This window comes from Nocardiopsis potens DSM 45234, assembly GCF_000341105.1.
In the GTDB taxonomy this organism is placed as follows: domain Bacteria; phylum Actinomycetota; class Actinomycetes; order Streptosporangiales; family Streptosporangiaceae; genus Nocardiopsis_A; species Nocardiopsis_A potens.
This window is the reverse complement of sequence record NZ_ANBB01000024.1, coordinates 76,911-103,366: the sequence shown is the minus strand read 5'-3', so window position 1 is coordinate 103,366 and position 26,456 is coordinate 76,911. Positions and strand designations below refer to the sequence as shown.

The 26,456-nt window shown below is 75.2% G+C and carries 28 protein-coding genes; 17 read left to right on the top strand and 11 right to left on the bottom strand.

From position 1 onward, the window contains the following. Positions 1-351: 351 nt before the first annotated feature. Entirely contained in the window at positions 352-795 is a 444-nt protein-coding gene (locus D459_RS31205) for a hypothetical protein (RefSeq protein ID WP_017592806.1), read from the top strand. A 73-nt stretch (positions 796-868) separates the two neighbouring features. Here D459_RS31205 and D459_RS0109695 read toward each other — a convergent pair whose 3' ends face one another. The 3 genes from D459_RS0109695 to D459_RS0109685 all read right to left on the bottom strand — a co-directional run bounded on the left by D459_RS0109695 (position 869) and on the right by D459_RS0109685 (position 3,969). After that, a complete protein-coding gene (locus D459_RS0109695; protein ID WP_017592805.1) occupies positions 869-2,092 on the bottom strand; it encodes a site-2 protease family protein in 1,224 nt (407 codons plus the stop codon). 224 nt (positions 2,093-2,316) lie between these two features. Continuing rightward, on the bottom strand, positions 2,317-3,645 hold the full coding sequence (locus D459_RS0109690) for a hypothetical protein (RefSeq protein WP_017592804.1): 1,329 nt from the start codon (positions 3,643-3,645) through the stop codon (positions 2,317-2,319). Positions 3,646-3,750: 105 nt separating this feature from the next. Continuing rightward, complete coding sequence (locus tag D459_RS0109685; protein ID WP_241484985.1) at positions 3,751-3,969, bottom strand: putative acetyltransferase; 219 nt, start codon at positions 3,967-3,969, stop codon at positions 3,751-3,753. Between the two features lie 203 nt (positions 3,970-4,172). Between D459_RS0109685 and fdxA the strand changes: the two genes are divergently transcribed. After that, a complete protein-coding gene (gene fdxA, locus D459_RS0109680) occupies positions 4,173-4,496 on the top strand; it encodes a ferredoxin (protein WP_017592802.1) in 324 nt (107 codons plus the stop codon). Between the two features lie 156 nt (positions 4,497-4,652). Further along, positions 4,653-5,774: a succinyldiaminopimelate transaminase gene (gene dapC, locus D459_RS0109675; RefSeq protein ID WP_026120233.1), complete on the top strand. Its 1,122-nt coding sequence runs from the start codon at positions 4,653-4,655 to the stop codon at positions 5,772-5,774. A gap of 185 nt (positions 5,775-5,959) precedes the next feature. Here the strand turns inward: dapC and D459_RS31200 are convergent, their stop codons facing one another. Next, on the bottom strand, positions 5,960-6,334 hold the full coding sequence (locus D459_RS31200; RefSeq protein WP_017592800.1) for a MarR family winged helix-turn-helix transcriptional regulator: 375 nt from the start codon (positions 6,332-6,334) through the stop codon (positions 5,960-5,962). Between the two features lie 206 nt (positions 6,335-6,540). Continuing rightward, positions 6,541-7,890 (bottom strand): enterochelin esterase, encoded by a 1,350-nt coding sequence (gene fes, locus D459_RS0109665; RefSeq protein WP_026120231.1) that lies wholly within the window; start codon positions 7,888-7,890, stop codon positions 6,541-6,543. 35 nt (positions 7,891-7,925) lie between these two features. On the opposite strand from fes, the gene fepB reads away from it, so the two are divergent. Further along, positions 7,926-8,897 carry a Fe2+-enterobactin ABC transporter substrate-binding protein gene (gene fepB / locus D459_RS0109660; RefSeq protein WP_017592798.1) on the top strand — a complete coding sequence of 324 codons (972 nt, stop codon included), beginning with the start codon at positions 7,926-7,928 and terminating at the stop codon, positions 8,895-8,897. Between the two features lie 237 nt (positions 8,898-9,134). On the opposite strand, the gene D459_RS0109655 is transcribed toward fepB, so the two are convergent. Further along, entirely contained in the window at positions 9,135-10,055 is a 921-nt protein-coding gene (locus D459_RS0109655; protein WP_026120230.1) for a hypothetical protein, read from the bottom strand. A gap of 267 nt (positions 10,056-10,322) precedes the next feature. On the opposite strand from D459_RS0109655, the gene D459_RS0109650 reads away from it, so the two are divergent. The 3 genes from D459_RS0109650 to D459_RS0109640 all read left to right on the top strand — a co-directional run bounded on the left by D459_RS0109650 (position 10,323) and on the right by D459_RS0109640 (position 13,171). Next, complete coding sequence (locus tag D459_RS0109650; RefSeq protein ID WP_017592796.1) at positions 10,323-11,159, top strand: 2,3,4,5-tetrahydropyridine-2,6-dicarboxylate N-succinyltransferase; 837 nt, start codon at positions 10,323-10,325, stop codon at positions 11,157-11,159. Between the two features lie 78 nt (positions 11,160-11,237). Then, positions 11,238-12,323 carry a succinyl-diaminopimelate desuccinylase gene (gene dapE / locus D459_RS0109645; RefSeq protein ID WP_017592795.1) on the top strand — a complete coding sequence of 362 codons (1,086 nt, stop codon included), beginning with the start codon at positions 11,238-11,240 and terminating at the stop codon, positions 12,321-12,323. Between the two features lie 50 nt (positions 12,324-12,373). Continuing rightward, complete coding sequence (locus tag D459_RS0109640; protein WP_017592794.1) at positions 12,374-13,171, top strand: LOG family protein; 798 nt, start codon at positions 12,374-12,376, stop codon at positions 13,169-13,171. A gap of 10 nt (positions 13,172-13,181) precedes the next feature. Here D459_RS0109640 and D459_RS0109635 read toward each other — a convergent pair whose 3' ends face one another. Further along, positions 13,182-13,496 carry a hypothetical protein gene (locus tag D459_RS0109635; protein ID WP_017592793.1) on the bottom strand — a complete coding sequence of 105 codons (315 nt, stop codon included), beginning with the start codon at positions 13,494-13,496 and terminating at the stop codon, positions 13,182-13,184. Positions 13,497-13,572: 76 nt separating this feature from the next. Here D459_RS0109635 and D459_RS31195 point away from each other — a divergent pair, with 76 nt between their 5' ends. The 3 genes from D459_RS31195 (at position 13,573) to D459_RS0109620 (ending at position 15,407) form a co-directional block, all read left to right on the top strand. Next, positions 13,573-13,992: a hypothetical protein gene (locus D459_RS31195; RefSeq protein ID WP_017592792.1), complete on the top strand. Its 420-nt coding sequence runs from the start codon at positions 13,573-13,575 to the stop codon at positions 13,990-13,992. Between the two features lie 52 nt (positions 13,993-14,044). Then, positions 14,045-14,632 (top strand): DNA-3-methyladenine glycosylase I, encoded by a 588-nt coding sequence (locus D459_RS0109625; RefSeq protein WP_017592791.1) that lies wholly within the window; start codon positions 14,045-14,047, stop codon positions 14,630-14,632. Between the two features lie 184 nt (positions 14,633-14,816). Further along, on the top strand, positions 14,817-15,407 hold the full coding sequence (locus D459_RS0109620; protein WP_017592790.1) for a hypothetical protein: 591 nt from the start codon (positions 14,817-14,819) through the stop codon (positions 15,405-15,407). A gap of 212 nt (positions 15,408-15,619) precedes the next feature. On the opposite strand, the gene D459_RS0109615 is transcribed toward D459_RS0109620, so the two are convergent. Continuing rightward, positions 15,620-16,432, bottom strand: coding sequence for an enoyl-CoA hydratase-related protein (locus D459_RS0109615; RefSeq protein WP_017592789.1), 813 nt, complete (start codon positions 16,430-16,432; stop codon positions 15,620-15,622). A gap of 279 nt (positions 16,433-16,711) precedes the next feature. Between D459_RS0109615 and D459_RS34205 the strand changes: the two genes are divergently transcribed. Together D459_RS34205 and D459_RS0109605 are read left to right on the top strand one after the other, a co-directional pair. Then, positions 16,712-16,879, top strand: coding sequence for a DUF3117 domain-containing protein (locus tag D459_RS34205; protein WP_081620500.1), 168 nt, complete (start codon positions 16,712-16,714; stop codon positions 16,877-16,879). 88 nt (positions 16,880-16,967) lie between these two features. Beyond that, positions 16,968-18,458: a leucyl aminopeptidase gene (locus tag D459_RS0109605; RefSeq protein ID WP_017592787.1), complete on the top strand. Its 1,491-nt coding sequence runs from the start codon at positions 16,968-16,970 to the stop codon at positions 18,456-18,458. A 13-nt stretch (positions 18,459-18,471) separates the two neighbouring features. On the opposite strand, the gene D459_RS0109600 is transcribed toward D459_RS0109605, so the two are convergent. Then, positions 18,472-19,140 carry an O-methyltransferase gene (locus D459_RS0109600; RefSeq protein WP_017592786.1) on the bottom strand — a complete coding sequence of 223 codons (669 nt, stop codon included), beginning with the start codon at positions 19,138-19,140 and terminating at the stop codon, positions 18,472-18,474. Between the two features lie 357 nt (positions 19,141-19,497). On the opposite strand from D459_RS0109600, the gene sigE reads away from it, so the two are divergent. From sigE to D459_RS31185, 4 genes are all read left to right on the top strand, one after another. Continuing rightward, the gene (sigE, locus tag D459_RS0109595) at positions 19,498-20,097 is read left to right on the top strand and encodes an RNA polymerase sigma factor SigE (RefSeq protein WP_017592785.1); all 600 of its coding nucleotides are present in this window, start codon (positions 19,498-19,500) and stop codon (positions 20,095-20,097) included. Positions 20,098-20,099: 2 nt separating this feature from the next. Further along, positions 20,100-20,777: a zf-HC2 domain-containing protein gene (locus D459_RS0109590; protein ID WP_020380105.1), complete on the top strand. Its 678-nt coding sequence runs from the start codon at positions 20,100-20,102 to the stop codon at positions 20,775-20,777. Continuing rightward, the gene (locus D459_RS31190) at positions 20,771-21,865 is read left to right on the top strand and encodes a sigma-E factor regulatory protein RseB domain-containing protein (RefSeq protein WP_152522933.1); all 1,095 of its coding nucleotides are present in this window, start codon (positions 20,771-20,773) and stop codon (positions 21,863-21,865) included. The genes D459_RS0109590 and D459_RS31190 overlap by 7 nt, the downstream gene beginning before the upstream one ends. A gap of 463 nt (positions 21,866-22,328) precedes the next feature. Next, positions 22,329-23,420, top strand: coding sequence for a S1C family serine protease (locus D459_RS31185; RefSeq protein WP_040709668.1), 1,092 nt, complete (start codon positions 22,329-22,331; stop codon positions 23,418-23,420). A 102-nt stretch (positions 23,421-23,522) separates the two neighbouring features. On the opposite strand, the gene D459_RS0109575 is transcribed toward D459_RS31185, so the two are convergent. Continuing rightward, positions 23,523-23,990 carry a nucleoside deaminase gene (locus D459_RS0109575; RefSeq protein ID WP_017592781.1) on the bottom strand — a complete coding sequence of 156 codons (468 nt, stop codon included), beginning with the start codon at positions 23,988-23,990 and terminating at the stop codon, positions 23,523-23,525. A gap of 152 nt (positions 23,991-24,142) precedes the next feature. Next, the gene (locus tag D459_RS0109570) at positions 24,143-25,282 is read right to left on the bottom strand and encodes an Mrp/NBP35 family ATP-binding protein (RefSeq protein ID WP_026120228.1); all 1,140 of its coding nucleotides are present in this window, start codon (positions 25,280-25,282) and stop codon (positions 24,143-24,145) included. Positions 25,283-25,504: 222 nt separating this feature from the next. Between D459_RS0109570 and D459_RS0109565 the strand changes: the two genes are divergently transcribed. Then, positions 25,505-26,428 carry an RNA polymerase sigma-70 factor gene (locus D459_RS0109565; protein WP_017592779.1) on the top strand — a complete coding sequence of 308 codons (924 nt, stop codon included), beginning with the start codon at positions 25,505-25,507 and terminating at the stop codon, positions 26,426-26,428. Positions 26,429-26,456: the final 28 nt, after the last annotated feature.

Below are 26,456 nucleotides of genomic sequence, written 5' to 3'. Positions count from 1 at the left end.
CCGCCCCGTTCCTACTTTCGCCGTCGCCGCTCGTCTTGACCTTCGCTCTGCGGGGTGCCGCGCTGGACCGACCGGCCGGTCCCCACCGCTGCCTTCGCTGCCTGCTTGGACCTGCACCCCGCGAGACGCCGCACCCGGCTGGAGCGCCCGACCGCGCCCCTACTTGCGCCGTCGCCGCCCGCCTTGACCTTCGCTCCGTGGGGCGCCGCGCCCGACCGATCGGCCGGTCGGGCTCCTCCTGTCCTCTGGTGCGCGGTGTTGCAGCGGACACTGGAAACCACCCGCTCTGACAAGGCCGCAGCGTCGAGATCATCGGCATGGCTCGGGGCACGGGGTCGGTAGGCTTCCCCTGTGTCTGCTTCCTCCACCTCGACCGGTCCCTCGGCCGGCCCGTCCGGTGCCGGGCCCGCGCGGCTGGCCGTCGGCATCGCCGCCTACACCCTGCTCTTCCTGGCGGCGCTGGGCACCGGCGTCGTCGGCGGGGTGTACGCCGGCTGGCTCGGCTGGCTCTGGATGACCGGCCTGGTCGGCCAGGCGCTCGCGCTGATCACGCTGGCGGTCGTGCTGGCCGCGCTCTACGCCGCGGTGCGGGGCGTCCACCGGGCCACCGGCGGGCCGCTGGGGCCGCTGCTCTGCACCATCGGCTGGGTCCTCGCCCAGATGGTGCTGGTGGGGGTCGGCGCCAACGGCGACGTCGTCTTCAGCGCCGCCGGGGTGAACTACCTCTACCTGCTCGGCGGGGTCGGCGCGGTCATGTTCGGGCTGCTCTCCACTACCCGCGCGGCCGCCCGCTGACCCTGGGCACGGCGGCCCCGGGCACGGCGCGGCCCCCGCGGCGGAGCCGCGGGGGCCGGTGCACAGGGGCCGGTCAGGAGGCCCAGAAGCGCATCAGCACGTCACCGTAGAGGACGTCCATCTGCGGCATGCCGATCGCCTGGAACAGCCCGGTGATCTCGTTCAGGTAGACCATCTGGACCTCGGGCAGCCAGAGCACGCCGAAGACCGCGATGACGCCGAACAGGCCGAAGCCGCGGGCGACCCGCTCCATCCCCTCGAACCGGCGCGGGCTCGCCGTCGCCGCCTCCAGCAGCGGCACCAGGATCCCGTAGCCGTCCAGGCCGGGGATGGGCAGCAGGTTGACCAGGGCGGCGGTCAGGTTGAGGAAGCACAGGAACATCAGCCCGCCGATGAACCAGTTGTCGGTCACCGAGCCGGCCGGCAGCAGCACCGTCACCGCGGCCGCGAGCAGCACGGCCAGCACCAGGCTGGCGACGATCCCGGCGAGCGGGGCGAGCATCCGCCGCCCCCGGCCGCCGACCGCCTCCCGGTCGGTGTAGGAGGCCGGGCCGGTGATGCCCAGGCCGCCGATGAGCACGAACAGCAGCGGCAGCACCAGGCCGGTGAAGACGCCGCCGCCGCGCTCGCCCGAGGCGGTGACTCTGCGCTCCCGGTAGGCGAACGGGTTGAGCCGCAGGTAGCCGCTGCCGCGCAGCCCCCGGTCGCCGGAGAGGTAGGCGACCAGGGCGTGCGCGAACTCGTGCACCGCCACCGAGGCGATCCAGCCGCCGATGATGAACACGAACGGCGCGTACACGCTGCCGCCGTCGTTCCAGCCGAGCTCCAGCTCGGTCCGGTTCCAGCTGAACCAGCCGGCGATGCCGGTGACGGCGAGCACCAGCAGGAAGACCGGGCTGGGCACGAAGTCCAGCGCGGAACCGGAGGCCCCCGCCCCGCCGGAGCGGCCGTCGCCCTCGCCGCCGGCGGCCGGGACCTTCCCGGCCTCCTCCTCGTCGACGGCGCCGTTCGCGGGCCCCTCCGCCGGGCCGGCCGGATCGCGGTCGGCATCGCCGTCGCCGTCGAGGTCGCCGTCGCGGTCCTTCGCGGGCTCGGGGTCCCCGGTCTCCTCCGCGCCGCCCTCGGGGCGTTCGGCGGAGGCGTCCCGCCCGGCCCCGGACGTCCCGGAGGGCGCCTCCGGGGCATCGGCCGGCCCGCTCTCCGGGGTGTCCGGGGCAGGCTCGTCTGCGGCGACGGCGGACGCGGTGCCGCCTGTGCTCTCTTCGGGATCCGTGCCGGCCGGATCGGGCGTGGACATGCTTCTCCCACGGGTCTCAAGGTCGTGCGTCATGTGCGGCGGACGGCGCCGGGACGTGTCGCCTGCGCGGCGTCGAAGGGCGTCGGGGGTCGCGCCCTGGCCGGTGACCACAAGGCTACGGCCATCCGGAGACCCCCGCTCACCGGGGCGCGCCGCGGCGCCGCAGGACGTCGGTCTCACCGCCGCCGCCGTCCCGGCCGACGCCGGGACCCGGCGGGGAGGGGTCAGAGCGAGGCCGGCGGCGCGGTCGCGGAGAGGTGCAGCGCGGTCAGCGCGAAGGCCTGGCCGGAGCGGGAGAGGTCCGGGCAGCCCTCCTCGGCCACCAGGTCCCCGCTGCGGGCGAAGCCCAGCGTCTCCATCAGCCAGGTGAGGTGGAGCAGCGCGGACTGGAACCGGCCCGCCTCGGGCGGTCCGCCGCCGTCCCCCCAGCCGGCGTCGGCCAGCACCTTCCGCGCCTCCGCGCCGATGCCGACGGCCTCGGCGCGCGCGTGGCTGCCGGTGGCGCGCGGCGTGCGCAGCAGGAGCAGCCCGAGCAGGGTCTCCGCGGAGGCCTGGGTGAACCCGTCGGCGTCCAGCAGGTTCTCGGCGACCGCCCGCCACAGCGCGCGGTCGTCGGCGCGCAGGTGCCGGCCGCGGCGGGTGAGCACCAGGCGGCGGCCGGAGCGGCGCACCGCGCGCATCCCGCGCAGCAGCTTGTTCAACACGATGAGCTGCATGGCGTCGGTCTCACTGCGCGGCGGCGAGGGCGAGGTGTCCCAGTCGAACTCGGCGCACAGCTCGCGCACCACGCTGGGGGAGATGTAGCCGATCTGGGTGAGCCCGATGCCCTCGTCGGCGAAGTCGAGCAGGCGGCGCACCGGGGCGAGGGCCTCCGCGGCGTCCTGCGGCGCCTCGGCGCCGCCGATCAGCCGGCCGAGCAGCGGCCAGAGCCGCTGGCGGTGCGGGTGCGAGGGGGAGCCCAGCCAGCCGCGGGCGCGCTCCTCGCGGATCCGGTCCAGGCGGCTGCGCCCCTGCGCGTCGGGCTGGGTCAGGAACGCGTGGGTGAAGCGCTCCTGCTCCGGCCTCCAGCCGCGGGTGCCCGGCCGCACGTCGCCCGCGGCGATCGCCAGCTCCAGCGCGGCCGACACCGCCCGGTTCGCTTCGATCTCGGCGCTGCCCAGCGAGGCGCCCCAGGTCAGCTCGGGCAGGTCCGGGGGCTCCACCCCGGAGGCGCGCATCGCCCGGTGGTAGGCGGCCAGGCCGCCGTCGTACCCGCCGGAGTGGGCGTCCAGCACCGCGCGGGTGGTGGCCGACGAGCAGATCGCGGCGTAGCGGTCCAGGTCCAGCAGGGAGAAGAGGCGGCCCAGGGAGCGGGCGGTGAGCATCCGCTCCCCGGTCTCGCCGCCGAACCGGACCGGCAGCACGTACCAGCAGAACTCCTGGACGGCGCGCTGGGTCAGGTCCTGCAGGCTGCTGCCCCCGGTGATGGAGGCCAGGGCGTTCTCGGCCAGGCGGGCCGCCCGGGGGTCCAGCCGGGCGAGCTGGGCGAGGGCGGACGCGACGGTCTCCTGCATGGCGTGGGTTCGACACCTCCCCGTGCCGGCCGAGCCGGGCGTTTCGCGCCGCCGGGCGGCCTGGTCGTCTGCAGTTCTCGATGGCGGAGCCCGGCGGCGGAGCGCTCAGGCCCCGCCGGACCCGCGGCGCTTCGGCGGGTGCTGCGGCACCAGCCGGCCGGCGACCACGTCCGCCGCGGCGACCTCGACCAGCTCCCCGTCGCGCCTGCGCACCCCGATCACGCCCCCGCGCCACCATTCGAGTACACCGACGATATCCCGGAAGCGGCCGTCGGGCAGCCGTAGCCGCAGCGTGGCACGGCGTCCCAGGTCATCAGGGGTCACTTCGTTGAAGAATTTGGCGGCTTGGGCCACTCGGTCCACCCCCGATTGCGTGGAAAAGCGCTGCGAGCGCAATACTGGAAGCTGCGAATCGTCTGACGAAAGCCCGGCGAGTCCGCGTGCCGGGTCCCCGGCGTCGCCCAGGCTACGACAGCGAACACAGTTGCACGCGGTCAACGTGGCGAAGACCGAAGAGGAGTAACGACGTGACCTACGTCATCGCGCAGCCGTGCGTCGATGTGCTCGACAAGGCCTGCATCGAGGAGTGCCCCGTCGACTGCATCTACGAGGGCGAGCGCATGCTCTACATCCACCCGGACGAGTGCGTCGACTGCGGCGCCTGCGAGCCGGTGTGCCCTGTGGAGGCGATCTACTACGAGGACGACCTGCCGGAGCAGTGGTCCGAGTACTACAAGGCCAACGTCGAGTTCTTCGACGAGATCGGCTCGCCCGGCGGCGCCTCCAAGGTCGGCAAGTACGAGACCGACCACCCGCTGATCGCGAAGCTGCCCCCGCAGGCCGAGGGGTAGGAGCGCGCGCCGCGCCGGCGGCCGCGCCCGCGCCCGGGAGGGGCCGCGGGGCGGCCACCGGTGCGCGCCGGAGGCGAAGGGGAGTACGGGCCGGCGGGGCCGGCGCGGTTGAGAGCGTCCGCAGGGGGCGGACGGGAACGGTGGGGTTGAGAACCGATGGGTGAACGACGGCGCTTGGCGGACCGGCTTCCGGTCTTTCCGTGGGACCGCCTGGCCGAGTACAAGCGGACCGCGGCGGCGCATCCGGAGGGCATCGCCGACCTGTCCGTCGGCACACCGGTCGACCCGGTCGCGAAGAGCATCCGCGAGGCGCTGGCCGAGGCCGCCGACGCCCCCGGCTACCCGCTCACCCACGGCACCCCGGCGCTGCGCGCCTCCGTCGCGGGGTGGCTGGAGCGCCGGCACGGCGTGCGGATCGATCCCGCTCACGTGCTGCCCACCATCGGCTCCAAGGAGCTGGTGGCCTGGCTGCCCACCCTCCTCGGGCTGGGCGAGGGCGACACCGTCGTCCACCCCGAGCTGGCCTACCCCACCTACGACGCGGGCGCCCGGCTGGCCGGCGCCGCGCCGCTGGCCGCCGACTCGCTGACCGCGATCGGCCCCGCGCGGCCCGGGCTGATCTGGGTCAACTCCCCGGCCAACCCGACCGGCCGGGTGCTCGGCCGCGACCACCTGCGCAAGGTCGTGGAGTGGGCGCGCGAGCGCGGCACGGTCGTCGCCTCCGACGAGTGCTACCTGGACCTGGGCTGGGAGGGCGAGCCCCCGGTCTCGATCCTGGACCCGGAGGTCTCCGGCGGCTCGCACGAGGGCCTGCTCGCGGTGCACTCGCTGTCCAAGCGCTCGAACCTGGCCGGCTACCGGGCGGCCTTCGTGGCCGGCGACCCCGAGCTGGTCGGCGAGCTGCTCGCGGTGCGCAAGCACGCCGGGATGATCGTGCCGGCCCCGGTCCAGGCCGCGATGGCCGCCGCGCTCGACGACGACGCGCACGCCGAGGAGCAGAAGGCCCGCTACGCGGCCCGCCGCGGCCCGCTGCGCGCCGCCCTGGAGCGGGCCGGGTGGGCCGTCGACCACTCCGAGGCCGGCCTGTACCTGTGGGCCTCGCACCCCGACCACGACGCGTGGAGCGCGGTCGGCCTCCTCGCCGAGCACGGCATCCTGGCCGCCCCCGGCGACTTCTACGGCCCGCGCGGCTCCCGGCACGTCCGGGTCGCCTTCACCGCCACCGACGACGCGGTGGCCGCCGCGGTCGAGCGCCTGGACGCGCTCTCCGCGCCCTGATCCGGCCCCGGCCGCTCCGCTCCCGGCCCGCCCCGCCGACCTCCCGGTCCGGCGCGGCGGGCCGCAGCGCTGTCAAGGGCGCGTCGGGCCCGGACGCCGCGCCGCCCGATGGGCCGCTCCACCGGGCCGCAGGGCCGCAGGGCCGACGGCCCGGGGCCCCGGCGCCCTCCGGGCCGAGGCCGGGGTCAGTCCGGCGGTTCCCGGTCGAGGGCGTCCAGCAGCCGGTACAGGGCGGCGATCTCGGCGTCGGTGAGCCGGGTGGACAGCGGGGAGCGCTCGGTCAGGCCGGCGCCGATCGCGTGGATCACCCGCATGCCCTGCTCGGTGGGGCGGGCCGTGCGCACCCGCTTGTCGCTCCGGGAGGGGACCCGGGAGACCAGGCCGCGCTCCTCCAGCCTGCGGGTGAGCACGGACACCCCGGAGGGGGCGCGGCCCAGCTGCAGGGCGAGGCCGCCCTGCGAGGGGCCGTCCAGCAGCGCGCGCAGGGCGCGCGCCTCCAGGGCGGTCAGGCCGTGCTCGGCGGCCAGCTCGCCCAGCAGGGACTCCACCCGGTGGGCCACGCGCAGCAGGGCCTCCCCGGCGTCGCGCGCCGACGGCCGGCGGCCGTCGGCTCCCGGGGCCGCGCTCTCGGGGTCGGGGTCGGTGATGGCGATCCTCCTGCTCTCTCGGCGGACGGGGCCGCGGTGATCTCGGCGCTGTCGCCGTCTCGACCGGTGCCGAGGCGGCCGCAACGCCAAGATCATCGCGGAAAAGGGGACGGGCGGGGTCAGCGGCGGGCGGCGGGCCAGTCGGAGGTGAGGGCGGCCAGGGCGTCCGGCAGGCCGGCCCGCCAGCAGGCCCGGTCGTGGCCGCCGTTGAACTCGGTGTAGTGCAGGTCCGCGCCGCGCTCGCGGAGCACGTCGCGCAGCCGCCGGTTGGGGCCGACCAGGACCGGCTCGTTCAGGCCGACGCTGAGGTGGACCCGGTCGGGCGGGGACGGCGCCTCGGCGAGCAGCCGGGCCATCCGCTCGGTCTCGCCGCCGGTGCCGCCCGGGTTGGGCCACCAGTAGGAGCCGGACTGGGAGAGCGCCCGGCCGACGTGCTCCGGGGCCCGGTGCGCGGTGTAGAGCGCGGTGAGCCCGCCCAGGCTCTGCCCGGCCACCAGGGTGCGGCGCGGGTCGGCGCAGCCGCCGTGCCCGGCGCGGAGCAGCGGCAGCACCGATCCGGTGAGGAATTCCACGAACGGGTCGTGGCAGGCCAGCTCGCGGGTCCGGACGGCGAAGCCGAGCGAGGGCACCATCGCGACCAGCATCGGCGGCAGGGTCCCCGCGGCGATGAGCCGGTCCAGCAGCGGGGCCAGCGGCAGCGACCACCACTCCTCGCCGTCCAGCAGCACCGCGACCGGCCACCCGCCCTCCGGCGGCTCCGCCGCGGGCGTGTACACCCGGACGGTGCGGGTGTTGCCGAGCGCCCCGCTCGCCAGCCGGTGCCGGTCCACCCTGCCCTGCGGTGCGCCGCCGGGGGCGGTGCGCCAGAGCTCGGCGGGGGCGTCCGGCAGCGAGGCCACCGACCAGGCGCCGTCCAGCCGCTCCCGGGCCAGCGGGTCGGGGCGGGCGTGCGCCAGGGCGTCGAACCAGCGGGCGATGGCCGGAGCGTCGGCCGGGTCGGCGGCGGCGAGCGCGCGGGCCCGGCGGACGCGGGACATCTCGTTCGCGGGGCCGGGCGGCGGCGGGCTCCCGTCGGCCGGGACCGGCGCCACCGCGTACGAGCAGCGCCAGTCGGAGCGCATCCGGTAGGTGAGGTGCCAGATGTCGCTCCCGGGGACGCGCTCCATCCGGTTCCGCTCGAAGGAGCGGGCGTCGGCGCTGCGGTCCGCGACGAGGATCACATCGGAGAGCCCGTCCCCGCCGCGCCACAGGAAGGTGGCGGTGCGCTCGCCGGGGGAGCCGGTCTCCTCGACCACCGGGGTGCCGGTGCGCTCCGCGGCGCGCCAGAACTCCTCGACCGCGGCGGGGCCCCGGGCGGCGGCCAGCTCGGCGGCCCGGACCACCGGCGCGGTGCCGCGCGGGAAGACCACCGCGGGCTTGAACTTGGGCGGAACCGTCATCGGCGTGGGTGCGTTCACAGTCTCGGACATTGACATGAGGATAGGCATACCTAAAAATGCTTGCAATGAAGAAAGAAAAGTTCGCCTCACCTATCATCCCCCTGGCCGCCGCGGCGTTCGCGCTGCTCGGCGCCGGCTGCTCGTCCGGGACCGCGGAGGCCCCCGCCGCCGAGGGCGGGACCCGCACCGTCGAGCACATCTACGGTGAGAGCGAGCTCCCCGCGGACCCGGAGCGTGTGGTGGCGGTCAGCGTCACCTCCACCCCGGTCCTGCTCAGCCTGGACGTGCCGGTGGTCGCCGCCGGCACCACCAGCCCCTCCGCGCTCACCGACGACAAGGGCTTCTTCGCCCAGTGGGCGGAGACCGCCGACGAGCGGGGCGTGGAGCCGCTCCCCGGCCCCGAGGCCGACCTGGAGGCCGTCGCCGCGGCGGAGCCGGACGTCATCGTCGGCAACGGGTTCGGCGCGGACGCCGTGGACGAGTCGACCTACCGGAAGCTCTCCGAGATCGCCCCCACCGTGGTCTACGGCGAGTCCGACATCCCCTGGCCGGAGCTGACCGAGCAGATGGCCGGGGCGTTCGGAGCCGAGGACCGGGCGGAGGAGATCGCCGGCGAGTACGCCGACCTCACCGCGGAGGCGGCCGAGAAGATCGGCGGGGACCAGGAGGTCGTCGCCCTCACCGGGACGCCGGACGGGTTCAACGTGTTCACCCCCGAGTCCCCTCAGGGGCGCCTCCTCGGCGACCTGGGCGTGCCCCAGCACGAGTTCGCCGAAGGCGAGGCCACCCGCAGGGAGGGGCGCTCGGACACCCTCTCGGTCTCCTCGGAGAACGCCTCGGCCTTCGGGGACGCCTCGCTGCTCTTCGTCAACACGCTGGGCGAGGAGGTCGAGGAGTACACCGAGACCGCGCCGAACCTGGCCAAGACGCCCGCCTTCGAGGAGGACCGCGCCTTCACCCTCGGGGCGGAGGCGTTCCGCCTGGACTACTACAGCGTGCCCATCGTCACCGACCGCCTGGTCGAGGTGCTCGGCTGACCCCCGCCCGGGGCGCGGCGCCGCCGCACCCGGGCAGCGGGCGGGCCCGTGCCGGGGAAGGGGCGGCACGGGCCCGCCGGCTCTGCGCGATCCCGTTCCCGGGGCGCCCTCGGCCGGGGCGGCCCCGAGACCGTCGACCGGGCGACGATCTCGGCGTTGCGGCCCTGTCAGAGCGCTCTGACAGGGCCGCAACGCACAGATCCTCAGGGAGGGCCGGCCGGGGCCCTTCCGGGCGGGTCAGCCCAGGACCACCTCGCCGTCGGGGGCGGCGTCCGGGACGGTGCCCCACCCCTCCTCGCCGTTCTGCGCGGTCCACCGCTGGTCCTGGTAGGTGACCGAGCTCAGCCCGTACTCCTCGGAGTGGGCCACCGCCCACAGCGCCATCGCCCAGCCCAGGTCGCCGGTGCGCGGCTGCTCGCCGGAGGCGGGCACGGCCTCCGGCGAGGCGCCGAAGACCCGCTCCATCTCCTCCAGGGCGGCCCGGACGTCGTCCGGTTCGGCCGCCGGGCGGGCCGAGGGGGAGGGGGACCCCTCCCCGCCGGCCGGCCGGGCCGGCCAGCAGGTCAGCGCGCCCCCGGAGGAGCCGGTGAACGCCGCGGCCATCTCCCGGGAGCGCTTCTCGTGCTGGTCGTAGGCGAACCCGTCGGCGCTCCGCTGCACCGCCTGGGCCGCCTCGTAGACCGGCATCTCGGTGTAGCCGTCCACCTTCTCCAGGTGCTCGTAGAACTTCCCGCTGGCGTAGACCGGGTCCATGATCTGCTCCGGCTCGCCCCATTCCTGGGAGGGGCGCTGCTGGAACAGGCCCACGGAGTCGAGGTCGCCGTAGTCGATGTTGAAGAACTTGGTCTCCTGCCAGACCGTGGCGAAGGCGATGACCACCGCCTCCTCGGGCAGGTCCCGGGCGAACGCGACACCGGACACGGTCGCGGCGCTGGCGGCCTGCTCGGGCTCGAGGACGTCGTCGCGCCCCTCGCCGGAGACCGCGCAGCCCGCGGCGACCGGCGGGTCGATGTCCACCGGTCCGATCGAGCGGATCACGTAGACGCCCACGGCGACCAGGGCACCGCAGACGAGCGTCAGTGCCACCAGGATCTTGATGAAGGCGGAGGACTTCCTCTTCCGCCGTTCTCGCCTCTGTCGGCGCGGGTTATCGTGCACAGGCAGACCGTAGGGATTCAGGGGGCCCGCCCGGCGGCGCAGGGCCGCACGGCGGAAGACCCCGTCGGACAGGGACCGGCCCCCGGAGTCGATCGGGGCCGGGGATCTCTCACGTCTTGCGAGCCGGGGGTCGCTCACCCCGAATGGTAAGGCGTGCCCGACCGGGGCGGGCCGGACTCCCCGCGCCGCAGGAGCGTACCGGGCCGAGGTGGACGCGCGGCGCCCCCGGTTGGTCGGACCAGCCCGGAACCAGTAGGCTCACAGGCCATGACCACCTCGTTCACCAGCCCGCTGCCCGCCGAGATCGACGATCTCTGGGAGCGCCGTTCCGAGCTGACCCCTGACGACACCGCGGCCCGCGACACCATCGTCGGCGCCGTCGACGAACTGGACGCCGGCAAGGCCCGGGTCGCCTTCGTCGACCCGGACACGGACCAGGTGGTCGTCGACGAGCGCGCCAAGCGCTCCATCCTGCTGAGCTTCCGCGTGCTCGGCATGGAGGAGTCCAAGGTCGGTGACTTCCACCACCACGACCGGATCCCGCTCAAGACCCGCTTCGACGGCGTCCGCGTCGTTCCCGGCGCCATCGCCCGCTGGGGCGCCTACCTGGCCCCCGGCGTCGTGCTGATGCCGTCCTTCACCAACTTCGGCGCCTGGGTCGGCTCCGGCACCATGGTCGACACCTGGGCCACCGTCGGCTCCTGCGCCCAGGTGGGCGAGAACGTCCACCTCTCCGGCGGCGTCGGCGTCGGCGGCGTGCTGGAGCCGCCGCAGGCCTCCCCGGTGATCATCGAGGACGACGCGTTCCTCGGCTCGCGCAGCATGGTCGTCGAGGGCGCCCGGGTGCGCCGCGGCGCCAAGCTCGGCGCGGGCACCATCCTCACCGCCTCGACCCGGGTCTACGACGCGCAGACCGGCGAGGAGCTGCCCCGCGGCGAGGCCCCGGCCTGGTCGGTGTGCGTCACCGCGAACAAGGTGAAGAGCTTCCCCGGCGGCGACTTCGGGATGCCGGTGCTGCTCGTCCTCAAGCGCCTGGAGGAGGGCCAGGAGCACGACAAGCTGGCCCTCAACGACCTGCTCCGCGAGCACGGCGTCAACGCCTGACGCCGGCGCAGCCGTGACGGCCCGGGGGCGGCCCCGCCCCCGGGCCACGCCATGAGTGCCGACCCGGAAAGCCCTCAGATGCTCGACCTCACAGCAGACGTCCGCACCCTCACCGCGCGACTCGTCGACACCGAGTCGGTCAGCGGCGGAGAGCGCGCGCTGGCCGACATGATCGAACGCTCCCTGTCCGGGCTGGGCCACCTGCGGGTGGACCGGGACGGCGACGCCGTGGTCGCCCGGACCGACCTCGGCCGCGCCAAGCGCGTCGTGCTGGCCGGGCACATCGACACCGTGCCGATCGTGGACAACGTCCCCTCCCGGCGCGAGGGCGACCGGCTCTACGGGTGCGGCTCCTCCGACATGAAGAGCGGCGTCGCGGTGCAGCTGCGGCTGGCCGCCGCCCTCACCGAGCCGGTGCACGACCTCACCTTCGTCTTCTACGACTGCGAGGAGGTCGACGCCGAGCGGAACGGGCTGCGCCGCCTCTCCCGGGACCACCCCGAGTGGCTCACCGGCGACTTCGCGGTGCTGCTGGAGCCCACCGGCGGCGTGATCGAGGGCGGCTGCCAGGGGACCATGCGGGTCGAGGTGATCGCGCGCGGCGAGCGCGCGCACAGCGCCCGCTCCTGGATGGGCGAGAACGCCATCCACGGCGCCGGGCGGATCCTGGACGTGCTCCGCGGCTACACCCCGCGCGAGCCCGAGGTGGACGGCCTCCGCTACCACGAGGGGCTCAACGCGGTCTTCATCTCCGGCGGGGTGGCCGGCAACGTCGTCCCGGACGAGTGCACGGTCACGGTGAACTACCGGTTCGCCCCGGACCGCTCGGTCAAGGACGCCGAGGAGCACCTGCGCGAGGTGTTCGCCGGCTTCGACGTGCGGGTCACCGACGCGGCCCCGCCGGCCCGCCCCGGGCTGGACGACCCGGCCGCCGCCGAGTTCGTCGCCGCGGTCGGCGCCGGCGAGGCCCGGGCCAAGCTCGGCTGGACCGACGTGGCGCGCATGTCCGAGCTGGGCGTGCCCGCGGTCAACTACGGCCCCGGCGAGCCCACCCTGGCGCACACCCGCGGCGAATGGGTGGACCTGGCCCTGGTCGACCAGGCCGAGCGGCGGATGACCGACTGGCTGACGGGCGCGGGCGGTTCGGCGAACGGCCGCGGATAGTTGCCGGAACCGGCCCCGCCCGAGAGGGCCGGACCGGATAGTTTGGGCCCATGACCGACGCCGACAAGATCCGACGGGCGGGGCCGTTGACCTACCGGGGCGACGCGATCCCGCAGACCACCACCGACCAGCGCCTGCTCGACCGGCGCGGTCCCACCGACTGGGTGCACACCGACCCGTGGCGGGTGCTGCGCATCCAGTCGGAGTTCGTCGAGGGCTTCGGGCTCCTCTCCGAGCTGGGCCGGGCGGTCAGCGTGTTCGGCTCGGCCCGGATCAAACCCGACACCCCCTACTACGACCTGGGCACCGAAGTCGGCTCGCTGCTGGCGCGGGCCGGGTACACGGTGATCACCGGGGGCGGCCCCGGCCTGATGGAGGCGGCCAACAAGGGCGCCGCCGAGGCCGGCGGGACCTCCATCGGACTGGGCATCGAGCTCCCCTTCGAGCAGTCGCTCAACGAGTTCGTGGACACCGGCGTCACCTTCCGGTACTTCTTCGTCCGCAAGACGATGTTCGTGAAGTACTCCCAGGCGTTCGTGGTGCTCCCGGGCGGTTTCGGCACCCTGGACGAGCTCTTCGAGGCCATCACGCTGGTGCAGACCCGCAAGGTGACCCGCTTCCCGGTGGTGCTGCTGGGCACCGAGTTCTGGGGCGGGCTGGTCGACTGGATCCGCGGCCGGCTGCTGGACGAGGGCGTCATCTCGCCGGAGGACCCGGACCTGATCCACCTCACCGACGACCCGGCCGAGGCGGTCGCGGTCATCGACAAGGCCAGCCAGAACATGGTCCGGGAGAAGGAGGAGCGGGCCGCCGCCGAGGCGCTGGCCCGCGAGGGCGACGGGGAGTAGCCCGGAGGGGTCAGGCCAGCCCGCGGCGGACCGCGGCGGGCGGCCGGCCCCCGGCCACCGAGGCCACCATGTCCAGCGCCTGGCGGGCCGACCGGGGGTGGCCGGTGGTGAACAGCCGCGCGCCCAGCCAGGCGTAGAGCGCCACCAGGGCGGTGCTCTCCGCCTCGTCCTCGGCCTCGCAGCGGACCAGGACCGGCAGCGGGCCCGCGGCCAGCGCGCGCACCCGCGCGGCCGACGGGCGGTGCCCCGCGTCGACCGCGCCCGCGGGGGCGGCGGCCCCGGGCTCCAGGACCTCGCAGCCGAGGCCGGCGTCGTGCGTCTCCATCGCACCGAGTCTGCCACGGCCGCGGGGCGACCGGCTCCCGGGCACCGGGCCGCCGCGGTATGGCACGATCGGGACCGTGAATCCAACCATCCTGTTCCTCATCGCGGTGGCCGCGGCGGCCGTGCTGTGCGGGGTCGCCTACGCGGTCATGGGCAAAGGGGGCCGGCTGGCGCGCTTCGAGGCCGACCGGCCGCCGCTCGACCTGCCGGAGGGGCGCGGCCTGACGTCCGCGGACATCGGACGCCTCACCCTGCCGCTGGCGCTGTGGGGCTACCATGTCCGCGGCGTCGACGAGGTGCTGCGCAGGGCCTCGGCGGCGCTGAACGAGCGCGACGAGCACATCGCCGAACTGGAGCGGCGGCTCGCCGAGGTCCCGGCCTCCACCGGGCCGCGGGTGCTCTACCCGCGGACGCCCCCGGGCGGGCAGCCGCTCGGGACGGGCCGGAACGGCGACGGCGGAGAGGCCGAGCGGGGCCGCCCCGGCTCGGCCGGCTGACCCGCCCCTGACCCGCTCCGCCCCCCGTACCGCCCCAGGAGAGGACTCCCCGATGACCGGCGCCTCCACCGCGCCCCAGGGCCCCGACGGCCGGCGCCGCTGCACCTGGGCGCTGGGCACCCCGGACCTGATGGCCTACCACGACACCGAGTGGGGGCTGCCGGTCCGCACCGACCGGGACATGTTCGAGCGGATCTCGCTGGAGGCCTTCCAGGCCGGCCTCTCCTGGCTCACCGTGCTGCGCAAGCGGGAGGCGCTGCGCGAGGCGTTCGCCGGCTTCGACCCGCGGACCGTCGCCGGCTACGGCGATGCGGAGGTGGAGCGGATGCTCGGCGACGCCCGGCTGATCCGCAGCCGGGCCAAGATCGAAGCGGTGATCGGCAACGCGCGCGCGGCCCTGGAACTCCAGGAGGGCCTGGCCGCGTTCGTGCGCGGGCACGCCGCCGGACCGGAGCGCCCCGCCCCCCGGACCGACGCGGACGTGGCGGCCGCCACACCGGAGAGCGCCGCCCTGGCCAAGGCGCTCAAGGCCCGCGGGTTCCGCTTCGTCGGCCCCACCACCGCCTACGCCGCGATGCAGGCCACCGGTATCGTCGACGACCACCTCGCGGACTGCTTCCGCCGGGGGAGCAGGGGCTGACCCCCGCCGGGGCGCGCTCCGCCGGACCGGCGGCCGCCCGCTCGCGCCGTGCCATATCCTCTGACGCTGTACCGGATGGGCGACCGCCCGTGCCGGTGCCCGAGCACGCCGTTCGCACGTGAGGATGAGTGAGTGCGATGTTCCTGAAACGAGCCGCCAGCCGGCCCCCGGCCGAGGACGCCCGGTGAGCGAGGCTCCCACCCGCCGGCCGGAGGGCGGCGCCGAGGAGGGGCCGCCCCCCGCCTCCCCGGTGCGGCAGATGTCGCTGTGGGCCCCGCCCCGCTCCACCCGGCACAGCGCGGCGCGCCGCCGCCGGGGCAGGGTGATCGCGATCGCCGCGGCCGCCGCCGTGCTGCTGGGCGGCGCCGGCGCGGCCGCCTACTGGGGCCTGGCCTCCGGCCCCGGCGAGGAGGAGGCCGCGGGGGCCGGCGTCTCCGACTCCTTCGCCGGGTCCTGGCGGGGCGACATGAGCCAGCAGGACGAGTCCGGCGCGCACGTCACCGACTGGGGGGCCGAGGTCCGGCTGGAGTCCGGCGAGGAGCGCGGCAGCTCCGAGTGGTACACGCTCAACTGCCGGGGCAGCCTCACCCTGTCCGAGCGGACCGGGGACGGCTTCGTCTTCGACTACGTCGAGACCTACGACCCGGACGACCGGTGCGTGGACTCCTCCGTGCTGCGGCTGTCCCCGGGCGCCGCCGAGGGCACCCTGGAGGCCCGCTGGGAGGCGCTGTCGCACGACGGCACCGAGATGGTCTCCACCGGCACCCTGCGCTGACGGCGCCCTGCGCCGCCCCGCCCCGGGGCGCTCCCGCCCGGGGCGGCGGCCCGCCCCCACCGGCCTCGCGGCCGCGTCCGGGAGAAGGCGGCGGGCACCGGAGGGCCCGCCCCTCCCCACCGCCCCCGCAGCGCTGAGACCGCCGCCGGCCGGGGCGGCGGGAGCGCCGCAGGACCTCGCGCGGAGGGCGGGACCGGAGCCCGCAGGCGCCGCTACCGGCCCTCGAAGACGGGCTTCTGCTTCTCCAGGAAGGCCAGCGTGGCGTTCTTGTGGTCGACGGTCTCGGCGCACTGCTCCTGCAGGGAGGCCTCCATGTCCAGTGCCCGGGACAGGTCGAGCGCCTGGCCGAACGCCAGCTCGGCCTTGATCGCCGCGTAGGCCACGGTGGGGCCCGAGGCCAGCCGCAGCGCCAGCTCGCGGGTGGCCCCGGCCAGCTCGTCGGCCGGCACCACCTTGTTGACCAGGCCGATCTCCAGGGCCCGGTCGGCCTTGACCGGCTCGGCCAGCATCAGCATCTCCGCGGCGCGGGCCTGGCCGACCAGCCGGGGCAGCGTCCAGGAGGCGCCGGAGTCCGAGCCGAGCCCGACGTTGGCGAAGGCCATCGAGAACGACGCCTTCTCCGAGGCGATCCGCAGGTCGCAGGCGAAGGCCAGGGACGCCCCGGCGCCGGCCGCCACCCCGTTGACCGAGGCGATCACCGGCTTGGGCATGTTCGCCAGGCCGAGCACGATCGGGTTGTAGTGCTCGCGGACCGTGCCGTCCAGCCCGCGCCCCTCGCTCAGGTTCTCGCCGTGCTCGCGCAGGTCCTGTCCGGCGCAGAAGGCGCGGCCGCGCCCGGTGAGCACCACGGCGCGGGCCGCGCGGTCGCCCTTGGCCCGCTCGATCGCGGCGAGCAGCTCCTCCTTGGCCGCTCTGGTCAGCGAGTTCATCGCGTCGGGCCGCTCCAGGGTGATGGTGGCGACCCCCTCGGAGAGGTCGTAGGAGACGGATTCGGCGGCGCTCTCGGTGCTGTCGCTGTCGGCCACGGAGGACTCCTCGATCGGCTCGGGTGGACGGCGCCGGCACCCCTGTTCCGGCGCTGCGGCTATAACCTTACTGTTCGGATTCCTTGGGGCCGGCGGGCCCGGGGCTGTCCGATCGTTCCCATTCCGGTCGTAAACCCGAGATAATGACGGAACGGGGATCCCGACCCTAAGAGTCGCTTGGACGAGGGCCCGGAGCCCCCGGCCCGGTCCGCCGTCGCGGACCGGCTCGCGGATCCCGCGGTGGTCCACAGCGATGTTTCCTATGAAAGGGGAAATGGCATGGCGGCGATGAAGCCGAGGACCGGTGATGGTCCGATGGAGGTCACCAAGGAGGGCCGCGGCATCATCATGCGGGTCCCGCTGGAGGGCGGCGGGCGCCTCGTCGTCGAGCTGACGCCGGACGAGGCCAAGGAGCTCAAGGACGCCCTGGACGGAGTCGTCGGCTGAACTCCGCACCGGTGACCGAGACCCCGCCCGCCGCGGCAGCGCCGCGGGCGCGGTACACCACGTCCCCCTAGATTGCGAGCGATCGAGCGTGCCTTTCGAAACGGAGATCCGGCCGGTTCCGGGATCCCTCGCGGACACCGACGCCGACCTGGTGGCGATCCCCGTCCGGGCGACGGACGCGGGGCCCGAGGCGGTCACCGCGGCGGCCGGGGACCTGGACGCGCGGCTGCCGGCACCCCTCGCCGAGCTGGTCGCGCACTATGAGCTGACCGGGAAGCCCGGCGAGACCGCGCAGTTCGCCGCGGACCTCGGCCGCGGGCTGGTCCGGGTGGCCCTGCTCGGCACCGGGTCCGGTGACCCCGCCGACCTGAGAACCGCCGGCGCGGCGCTGGCCCGCCTCGCCAAGGGGCGGACCAAGGCGGCCACCGGCATCGCCCGGCTTCCCTTCCCGGGGGACGGTGCGGAGTCCGTCACCGCGTTCACCGAGGGGGCGCTGCTCGCCTCCTACCGGTTCAGCCTCGCCACCGCCGACAAGGGGCCCGCCCCGGTGGGCGGCATCGAGCTGGTCTGCGGGGACGGCGACAAGCCGGTGGAGGCGGTGCGCCGGGGGACGGCGCTGGCCCGCGCCACCGCGCTGGCCCGCGACCTGATCAACACCCCGTCGGCGGAGAAGGACCCGGAGTGGCTCGCGCAGCGCGCCCGGGAGATCGCCGCCGGCGCCGGGCTGGAGGTCGAGGTCTGGGACGAGGCGGATCTGGAGCGCGGCGGGTTCGGCGCGATCCTCGCGGTCGGCCAGGGGTCGGCCCGGCCGCCCCGGATGGTCCGGCTCTCCTACACCCCGGAGAACGCGGACCGGCACGTCGTGCTGGTGGGCAAGGGCATCACCTTCGACACCGGGGGGCTGTCGCTCAAGCCGAACGACAACATGAAGCTCATGAAGACCGACATGAGCGGTTCGGCGGTGGTCCTGGGCGTGCTGTCGGCCCTGGCCGAGCTGGGGTCCCGGACCCGGGTCACCGGGCTCATCGCGGTGGCGGAGAACTCCGTCTCCGGGTCGGCGCAGCGCCCCGGGGACGTGCTCACCACCTACGGCGGGCGCACCGTGGAGGTGCTCAACACCGACGCGGAGGGCCGGCTGGTGATGGCCGACGCCCTGGACTACGCCGTCGCCGAGCTGGCCCCGGACCAGCTGGTGGACGTCGCGACGCTCACCGGGGCGGCCAAGGTCGCCCTGGGCACCGGGATCGGCGCGCTGTTCGCCACCGACGACGGGCTGGCCGAGGCGCTGCGCTCGGCCGGCGAGCGGGCCGGCGAGCCGCTGTGGCGGATGCCCCTCACCGAGGAGTACCGCGACGCCCTGGAGTCGCCGGTGGCCGACCTGGCCAACATCGCCACCAAGAGCGACTACGGCCACGTCGGGGCGACCGAGGCGGCGCTGTTCCTGCGCGAGTTCACCGGCGGGCTGCCCTGGGCCCACCTGGACATCGCCGGCCCCGGCCGGTCGATGAGCGAGCAGGGCGTGCTCACCAAGGGCGGCACCGCGTTCGCCACCCGAACGCTGCTCCGCTGGCTGGCCTGACCGGCCGGCCGGCTCAGGACGGACGGGCCTCCTCGCGGATCGCCGCGAGGAGGCCCGCGCCGATCGGGAGCAGCAGCGGGACCAGCGAGTCGTCCTCCCGGACGGCGCGGCCCACCTCGCGGACGGCGGCGGTCCCGGCGTCGGTCGCGCTGAGCGGGCCGTCGCCGGCCGGGCCGGACTCCAGCGCGTCGTGGAAGACCACCACCCCGCCCGGCCGCAGCAGCCGCAGCGCCTCGGCGAGGTAGGCGGGGTACTCGCTCTTCGCCGCGTCGGCGAAGACCAGGTCGTAGGCGCCGTCGGTGAGCCGGGGCAGGACCTCCATCGCCAGGCCCCGGATGAGCCGGGTGCGGTTGGCCGAGAACCCGGCCTCGCGGTAGGCGTCGCGCGCGGTCTCCTGGCAGACCGGGTCGATGTCGACCGTGGTCAGGATGGAGTCCGGGCGCATGCCGCGGAGCAGCCAGATCCCGGACCCCCCGTACCCCGTGCCGACCTCCACCGCGGCCCGCGCGCCGATCGCCGCGGCCAGGAAGCGCAGCGCGGCGCCGCAGGCCGCGCTCACCGGCTGCGCGCCCGGATCGGCCCCGGCGGCGTCGCGGACCCAGGCCAGCGCGGGATCGTCGTCCGCGTAGTGCTCCAGGTGCGCCAGGGTTTCGTTTCTGCCGATGATGACGGCCTCCCACACGTGGAACGGAGCTGGCGGGCCTCTGGGGACGCCGTTGCGCAAAGTAGGCGTGCGGTCACGTCCGGGCCCGTGCGTCACCGAAAGATTAGCCCAACAGCCCCCCGCTACCACGTCCGACGCAGGTCGGCACGCGGAACGGCGAAAAAAACCGGGGAGCGGAGTGGAAAAGAACGGGCGGCCGGAAGGAACTTAATCGGCGGCGCCCGGCGTTGCACCGGAGGAAGGACCGACAAGGCCGAAGAACCGGTGGGCGCCGAGCCCTCCCCGGAACCGGTGACGGCCCCCGCCGGCGCGATCCCCGCGCCCGGCGGTGTCCGGGAACGGCCGGATGCGCGGTACGAACCGAAAGGAGCAACGGTGGCCGACCCCGACGCTGCCGTCGACTTCGAGCAGTGGCAGCCTCCGAGCTGGGAGGAAGTGGTGCAGAACCACTCCGCTCGGGTGTACCGCCTCGCCTTCCGCCTCACCGGGAACAAGCACGACGCCGAGGACCTCACCCAGGAGGTCTTCATCAGGGTGTTCCGCTCGCTCTCCTCTTACACCCCCGGGACGTTCGAGGGGTGGCTGCACCGGATCACCACCAACCTCTTCCTCGACATGGCGCGGCGCAAGGCCCGCATCCGGTTCGAGGGCCTGGCGGACAACGCCGCGGAGCGGCTGCAGGGCCGCGAGCCCTCGCCCGCGCAGTCCTACGACGACCGCCACTTCGACGCCGACGTGCAGGCCGCGCTGGACGCGCTGCCCGCCGAGTTCCGCGCCCCGGTGGTGCTCTGCGACATCGAGGGGCTGTCCTACGAGGAGATCGCGGCGACGCTCGGGGTCAAGCTCGGCACCGTGCGCAGCCGGATCCACCGCGGCCGGGCCCAGCTCCGCAAGGCGCTGGAGCACCGGCGCAGGCTGGCCGGGAAGGACACGGCCGGCGCCGAGGCACAGGTATGGACCCGGGAGGTGGAATGAGCATGGAGCACCTGGGCGAGCGGATTTCCGCCCTGGTCGACGGTGAGCTGGGGCCCGCCGAGCGGGACCGGGCGCTGATCCATCTGGCCTCATGCGACTCGTGCCGCTTCGAGGCCGACATGCTCCGCCGGCTCAAGCGCCGGCTGCACGGGCTGGACGCCCCGGACCCGTCGAGCGACTTCCTCGGCAGGCTGTCCGCGCTGGGCGCCGGCCCGCCCGACCGCTCGTCGGAACCACCCGGCCCCGGTAGCGGCGGCCTGTTCGGAGGACCGCCGCCGCTGGGGTCGAGTCGGCCGCTGGGCGGCCCGCCGCCCGCCGGCCCCGCCCCGGGCCCCGCGGCCGCCCAGCCGCCGGCCCGGCGGCCCCGGCGCCCGCTGCAGGCCCCGTCGGTGCTGCGGCCCGGCTGGCACCGCACCCGCTATGCGGTGGCAGGAGTGTCCGCGCTCGCGCTGACCCTGGGCACCGCCTTCGTGGCCGGCGGCGACGCCGAGCAGGCCCCGGTGGTCCGCCCCTCCCTGGAGGACTACGCGGTGGAGCACGCGCTGACCGCGGGGCAGGCCGCCCTGCCCGCCTCCGAGGACGGCGCGGAGGGGGCGCGGAGCGCCCCCGGCACCCCGGTCGGGCCCGTCGCACACGTCCCCGGGACGTCCGGGGGCGACGGCACCCCGCGGGCGTGGTGACCGGGCGCGACGGAGCTCCATGGCCCTGCGGGGGCGATCGCTCCCGGTACGACGGCTCTACGGCCCTGCTCGCCCTCTGCTGCGCGCTGCTGCTCGCGCTGACCCTGACCGCCTCGTCTGGTCCGGGCAGCGGGCAGGGCCCGGCGGGCGGCGCCGACGACGGCATGGACCTGCTCCGCCGGGCCGCGGACGCCTCCCGGAAGGTCTCCTACCAGGGGGTGCAGGCGATCAGCTCCACCGGCCCGGCCGGCACCGAGCACCGGGTCGTCGAGGTCGAGCACAGCGCGGAGACGGGCACCCGGTTCCACGAGCCGGGCGGCGCGGGCGGGATGCGGCTCCGCCCCGCCGCCTCCTCGGAGTGGCCCGACCCCGGCGCCCGCGTCCTGGACGCCCTGGAGGAGAACTACCGGGTGGTCCGGGCCGGGGCCGGCGAGGTCTCCGGCCGCCCGGCGGAGCTGGTCGAGGCGCTGCGCGCCGACGGCGGCGCGGCCGGCCGGTTCTGGATCGACGGCGAGACCGGGCTGCCGCTGCGCCGGATGACCCTGGACCCGCTCGGCCGGGTGGTGCACTTCTCCGAGTTCACCGAGTTCCGGGTGGTGGACGCGGCCGCCGGCGCGGCCGGGGACGGGCGCTCCCCCGACCCGTGGGGCGACCGGCTGGACCAGGGCGAGCTCCGGGAGCTGCGCGCCGACGGCTGGACCGCGCCGGACCGGCTCTCCTGGAACTACCGGCTGATGGACGCGCGGACCAAGCGCAAGCCCTCCGGGCCGGTGGTGCACCTCAGCTACTCCGACGGCCTCTCGGTCATCTCGGTCTTCGTCGAGCGCGGCCGGCTCGGTCCCGGATCGGGCGGAACCGGACAGGGCATGCGCGCGGTCGAAGGCGGCGGCGGAACCGTCTACATGGGCGGGGCCGGTCAGCAGCGCCGGATGTGGGAGTCGGAGGAGTACGTGTACACGATGCTCGCCGACGCCCCGGCGGACGCGGTCGCCGCGGCGGCCGCCTCGCTGCCCGGACCGGACGAGGTCGGCTTCTGGGACCGGGTGGACCGGGGCTTCGCCCGGTTCGGCGACTGGTTCGGAATCTGACCGGCCCCGGACGCGCGATGCCCGGCATCGTCCTCGATGGGGTATACCGCGCATTGGCGGCATAGTGTTCACTCGGGTGGACGCGGTCGGTGGCGCCCACTAACCGACGGTTTACGCGATCTCCTCCACAATCGGGAGGAGGCAGCGACAGACGGAGACGACTTTCATGACGGACGAGACCGGCACCCCGCCCCCCGAAGGCCCGTCGCGGCCGAACCCGGCGGGCCCGTACGGCCCGGGCACCGGTCAGCAGCCGGCCCACCGCCCCGGACCCTTCGGCCCCGGCGGGCAGGTCCCGCCCGGCGCGGAGCCGGCCGGCCCCGGCCCCGCTCCGGCGGGCGGGGCGATGCAGCCGCCGGGGCCGCCCCCCGGCGCGGTGCCTCCCGGTGCGGTGCCCCCCGGCCCGCCCCCGCCGCCGCCCGGCGGGGAGGCGCCCGCCGCCCCCCGGCCCCCGCGCCGGGGCATGCCGATCTGGTCAGTCCTGCTGGTGGTGGTGCTGGTCGCACTGGTCGCCGCCGGGGTCGGCGGGTTCGTCGGCGGAAGGGTCGGAGCGCCCGCGGCCGACGGGGGCACCCAGGGCGAGGGCGTCAAGCTCAACAACGCCCCCAGTGACGCGCCCAGCCGCGCCCCGGACACCATCGCCGGCGTCGCCCAGCGGGTCAGCCCCAGCGTGGTCTCGATCCAGCCGGACGACCGCTCCCGCGGCGGCAACGGCTCCGGCTTCATCATCGACGACGACCACGTGGTGACCAACTTCCACGTCGCGGGCGCCCTGGAGGAGGGGATGGAGGTCGCCTACAGCAACGGCCGCACCAGCCCCGCCGACATCGTCGGCACCCGGCCGGAGAGCGACCTGGCGGTGCTGAAGATCCGCCGCCCGCTGCGCGACGTCGAGCCGCTCCAGTTCGGCTCCTCCGAGGACGTCACCGTCGGGGACCAGGTGATCGCCATCGGCGCCCCGCTGGGCCTGGCGGGCACCGTCACCACCGGCATCATCAGCGCCAAGGACCGCTCGGTGGCGCTCGGCGAGGACGGCGCCCGCACCGACATCAAGGCGCTGCAGACCGACGCCGCGATCAACCCGGGCAACTCCGGCGGCCCGCTCGTCGACGAGCAGGGCCGGGTCATCGGGGTGAACACCGCCATCGCCACGATGGGCGGGGCCCCCGGCGAGCAGAGCGGCAGCATCGGCCTCGGCTTCGCCATCCCCTCAGACGTGGCCGAGGAGGTCGTGAACGAGATCATCGACGGCGGCTCCGCGGGCTCCGGGGAGTCCGGCGGATCGTCCTCCAAGGCGGCGCTGGGCGTCGCGCTGGACAGCGGCTACGCGGACGGCGGCGCGCAGATCGCCGACGAGGAGGGCGCCGTCACCCCGGGAAGCCCGGCCGACGAGGCGGGCCTGCGCCCCGGCGACGTGATCACCCGCTTCGACGGGCGCACCGTCACCGACAGCGAGACCCTCCAGGAGCTGGTCGCCGACAAGAAGCCGGACGACACCGTGGAGGTCGAGTACGAGCGCAACGGCCGGAGCAGGACGACCGACGTCACCCTCTGAGCCCGCCGCCCCGGACCCCGGGGAGGCCGCGGACGGAAAAGCGAGGGCCCCGGCCCGGTGGGCTTCCACCGGGCCGGGGCCCTCTCCGCTGCGCGCCGGGGGTCAGCTCCCCTCGGGCTCCTCGCCGATGTCCTCGTTCCACACCGCGGGGTGCTCGGCGATGAAGCCGCTCATCAGCTCCACGCACTCCGGGTCGTCCAGCAGTACCACCTCGGTGCCGTTCTCGGCGAGCCAGTCCTGCCCGCCGGAGAAGGTCCGGGCCTCGCCGACGACCACCCGGGAGATGCCGAACTGGCGCACCAGGCCGCTGCAGTACCAGCAGGGCGCGAGCGTGGTCACCATGGTGGTGCCGGCGTAGGAGCGCTGCCGGCCGGCGTCGCGGAACGCCGCGGTCTCGCCGTGCACCGACGGGTCGCCGTCCTGCACCCTGCGGTTGCGGCCCCGGCCCAGCACCGACCCGTCGGCGCCGATCAGGGCCGCGCCGATCGGGACGCCGCCCTCGGCCAGCCCGGCGCGGGCCTCCTCCAGGGCGATGCGCAGCCAGCCCCGGTACTCCTCGGTGTCGGGCACGCGGCCCTCCCTCCTCGACAAGGCGATGATCTTGACGTTGCGGGGGTATCAGAGCGCTCTGATACCCCCGCAACGTCAAGATCATCGCGTGGGGCGGCGCGGGTCCGCGCGGCCGCCCGGTCACCGGGAGACCGCGCCGACCCCGCCGCAGGTCACTTCCTGGTCGGGCTGATCCCGAGCTGCATCCCGGACAGGCCGCGGGGCTTGCCGACCAGCCGCTCGGCGATGCCGCGCAGCACGCCGCCGGCCTCGGAGTCGGGGTCGGTCAGCACCAGGGGCTCGCCCTCGTCGCCGCCCTCGCGCAGCCGGACGTCCAGCGGCACCTGGCCGAGCAGCGGCACCTCGGCGCCGAGCGCCTTGGTCAGGCCGTCGGCGACGGTCCGGCCGCCGCCCTCGCCGAACAGGTAGGTCTTCTCCTCGCTGCCCGGGGCGGTGAAGTACGACATGTTCTCGATCACGCCCGCGACCCGCTGGTGGGTCTGGGCGGAGATGGCGCCGGCCCGCTCGGCCACCTCGGCGGCGGCCTGCTGCGGCGTGGTGACCACCAGGATCTCGGCGCCCGGCAGCATCTGCGCCACCGAGATCGCGATGTCGCCGGTGCCCGGGGGCAGGTCCATCAGCAGGACGTCGAGGTCGCCCCAGAACACGTCGGCGAGGAACTGCTGCAGCGCGCGGTGGAGCATCGGGCCGCGCCACACCACCGGCTGGTTGCCCTGGGTGAACATGCCCACCGAGATGACCTTCACGTCGTGCGCGGTCGGCGGCATGATCATGTCCTCGACCTTGGTGGGCGCGTGCTCGACCCCGAGCATCCGCGGCACCGAGTGGCCGTAGATGTCGGCGTCGACGACGCCGACCTTCTTGCCCTGGGCGGCCATCGCGGCGGCCAGGTTCACCGTGATCGAGGACTTGCCGACGCCGCCCTTGCCGGAGGCCACCGCGAAGACCTTGGTCAGCGAGCTGGGCTTGGCGAAGGGGATCTCCTTCTCCGCCTGCCCGCCGCGGAGCTTGGTCTGCAGCTGCTTGCGCTGCTCCTCGCTCATCACGTCGAGTTCGACCTTGACCCCGGTGACGCCGCCGACCTTGGCGACGGCCTCGGTGACGTCCTTCTCGATCCGGCCCTTCATCGGACAGCCGGCCACCGTGAGGTAGATGCCGACGTGCACGGCGCCGTCGTCGCCGATCTCGACGCTCTTGACCATGTCGAGGTCGGTGATGGGGCGGCGGATCTCTGGGTCCTGGACGGTCGCCAGGGCCGCGTTCACCTGCTCGGTGGTGGGAGTGGAGGACATGTACCCCATGGTAGTGAAGCCCCGCGGTGTCAAGTACATCGGCGGATACCTGGTAAGGGTACCCTTATCTGCAGGTCAGCAGGGTATTCCCGGTTCCGTCCCGGGGGCTCCTCACACCCCGGGCCCGCCGCGCGGCCCCGGCGCCTCCTCTGGGAGAGTCGTACCGGGCGGAGCGCCCGGCGCGCACGGACGCGGAGCGAGGGCGGAGCGAGGGAGGACCGGATGGCGGGCACTGCCGGACCGGAAGCCGGCGCCGACAGCGGGGAAGAGGTGTTCGAGCGCCACCGGAGGCTGCTCTTCGCGGTCGCCTACGACATGCTGGGCAGCGTGCACGACGCCGAGGACTGCGTGCAGGAGGCCTGGCTGGGCTGGCACCGGGCGGACCGCGCCGCCGTCGGCGAACCCCGCGCCTACCTGGTCCGGGCGGTCACCAACCGGGCGCTGAACAAGGTGCGCTCGGCCAAGGCCCGCCGCGAGACCTACATCGGGCCCTGGCTCCCCGAGCCGCTGGGCGCCGCGCCGGACGCGGCCGAGCGGGCGGAGCGGGCCGAGGAGGTCTCCTACGCGCTGCTGGTCGTCCTGGAGACGCTGGGCCCGGTGGAGCGGGCGGTGTTCGTGCTGCGCGAGGTGTTCGGCTTCCCGCACGCGGAGATCGCCGCCGCGGTGGACCGGTCCGAGCAGGCGGTCCGCCAGATCGCGCACCGGGCCCGGGCGCACGTGCGGGAGCGCCGCCCCCGCTACGCTCCGGACGACGCCGAGCGGCGCCGGCTCACCGAGCGGTTCCTCGCCGCCAGCCTCCAGGGCGACGTGGCCGGGCTGAAGGCGCTGCTCGCCGAGGACGTCCGGCTGGTCTCCGACGGCGGCGGCAAGCGCAAGGCGGCGCTGCGGCCGATACTCGGCGCGGACAAGTGCGCCCGCTTCCTGGCGGCCATCGGCCCCGGCTACTCCGGCTTCCGGCTGGAGGAGGCGGTGGTCGGCGGCGAGCCCGCCGGGCTGCTCCGCGGTTCGGACGGGGAGGTCGACGCGATGCTCGCGATGGAGGTCTCCGACGGTCTGATCACCCGCGTCCTGGTCCTGCGCAACCCCGACAAACTCGGTGGTTTCCGCACTTCGGCGGCGGGTCCGGGGGATGCGGCGCGTTCTTAACAGCGGCAATACACGGCCGGATAGTAAT

Bases quoted from the DNA above. Each gene is read 5' to 3' on its own strand.
- fepB (WP_017592798.1), top strand. From the start codon at position 7,926: ATGAAGAAAGAAAAGTTCGCCTCACCTATCATCCCCCTGGCCGCCGCG.
- D459_RS0109690 (WP_017592804.1), bottom strand. From the start codon at position 3,645: ATGCAGGAGACCGTCGCGTCCGCCCTCGCCCAGCTCGCCCGGCTGGAC.
- D459_RS0109640 (WP_017592794.1), top strand. From the start codon at position 12,374: ATGACCGACGCCGACAAGATCCGACGGGCGGGGCCGTTGACCTACCGG.
- dapE (WP_017592795.1), top strand. From the start codon at position 11,238: ATGCTCGACCTCACAGCAGACGTCCGCACCCTCACCGCGCGACTCGTC.
- D459_RS0109635 (WP_017592793.1), bottom strand. From the start codon at position 13,496: ATGGAGACGCACGACGCCGGCCTCGGCTGCGAGGTCCTGGAGCCCGGG.
- fes (WP_026120231.1), bottom strand. From the start codon at position 7,890: ATGTCCGAGACTGTGAACGCACCCACGCCGATGACGGTTCCGCCCAAG.
- dapC (WP_026120233.1), top strand. From the start codon at position 4,653: ATGGGTGAACGACGGCGCTTGGCGGACCGGCTTCCGGTCTTTCCGTGG.
- D459_RS0109590 (WP_020380105.1), top strand. From the start codon at position 20,100: ATGGAGCACCTGGGCGAGCGGATTTCCGCCCTGGTCGACGGTGAGCTG.
- D459_RS0109650 (WP_017592796.1), top strand. From the start codon at position 10,323: ATGACCACCTCGTTCACCAGCCCGCTGCCCGCCGAGATCGACGATCTC.
- D459_RS0109695 (WP_017592805.1), bottom strand. From the start codon at position 2,092: ATGTCCACGCCCGATCCGGCCGGCACGGATCCCGAAGAGAGCACAGGC.
- D459_RS34205 (WP_081620500.1), top strand. From the start codon at position 16,712: ATGGCGGCGATGAAGCCGAGGACCGGTGATGGTCCGATGGAGGTCACC.
- D459_RS0109570 (WP_026120228.1), bottom strand. From the start codon at position 25,282: ATGTCCTCCACTCCCACCACCGAGCAGGTGAACGCGGCCCTGGCGACC.
- D459_RS0109625 (WP_017592791.1), top strand. From the start codon at position 14,045: ATGACCGGCGCCTCCACCGCGCCCCAGGGCCCCGACGGCCGGCGCCGC.
- D459_RS31185 (WP_040709668.1), top strand. From the start codon at position 22,329: ATGCCGATCTGGTCAGTCCTGCTGGTGGTGGTGCTGGTCGCACTGGTC.
- D459_RS0109565 (WP_017592779.1), top strand. From the start codon at position 25,505: ATGGCGGGCACTGCCGGACCGGAAGCCGGCGCCGACAGCGGGGAAGAG.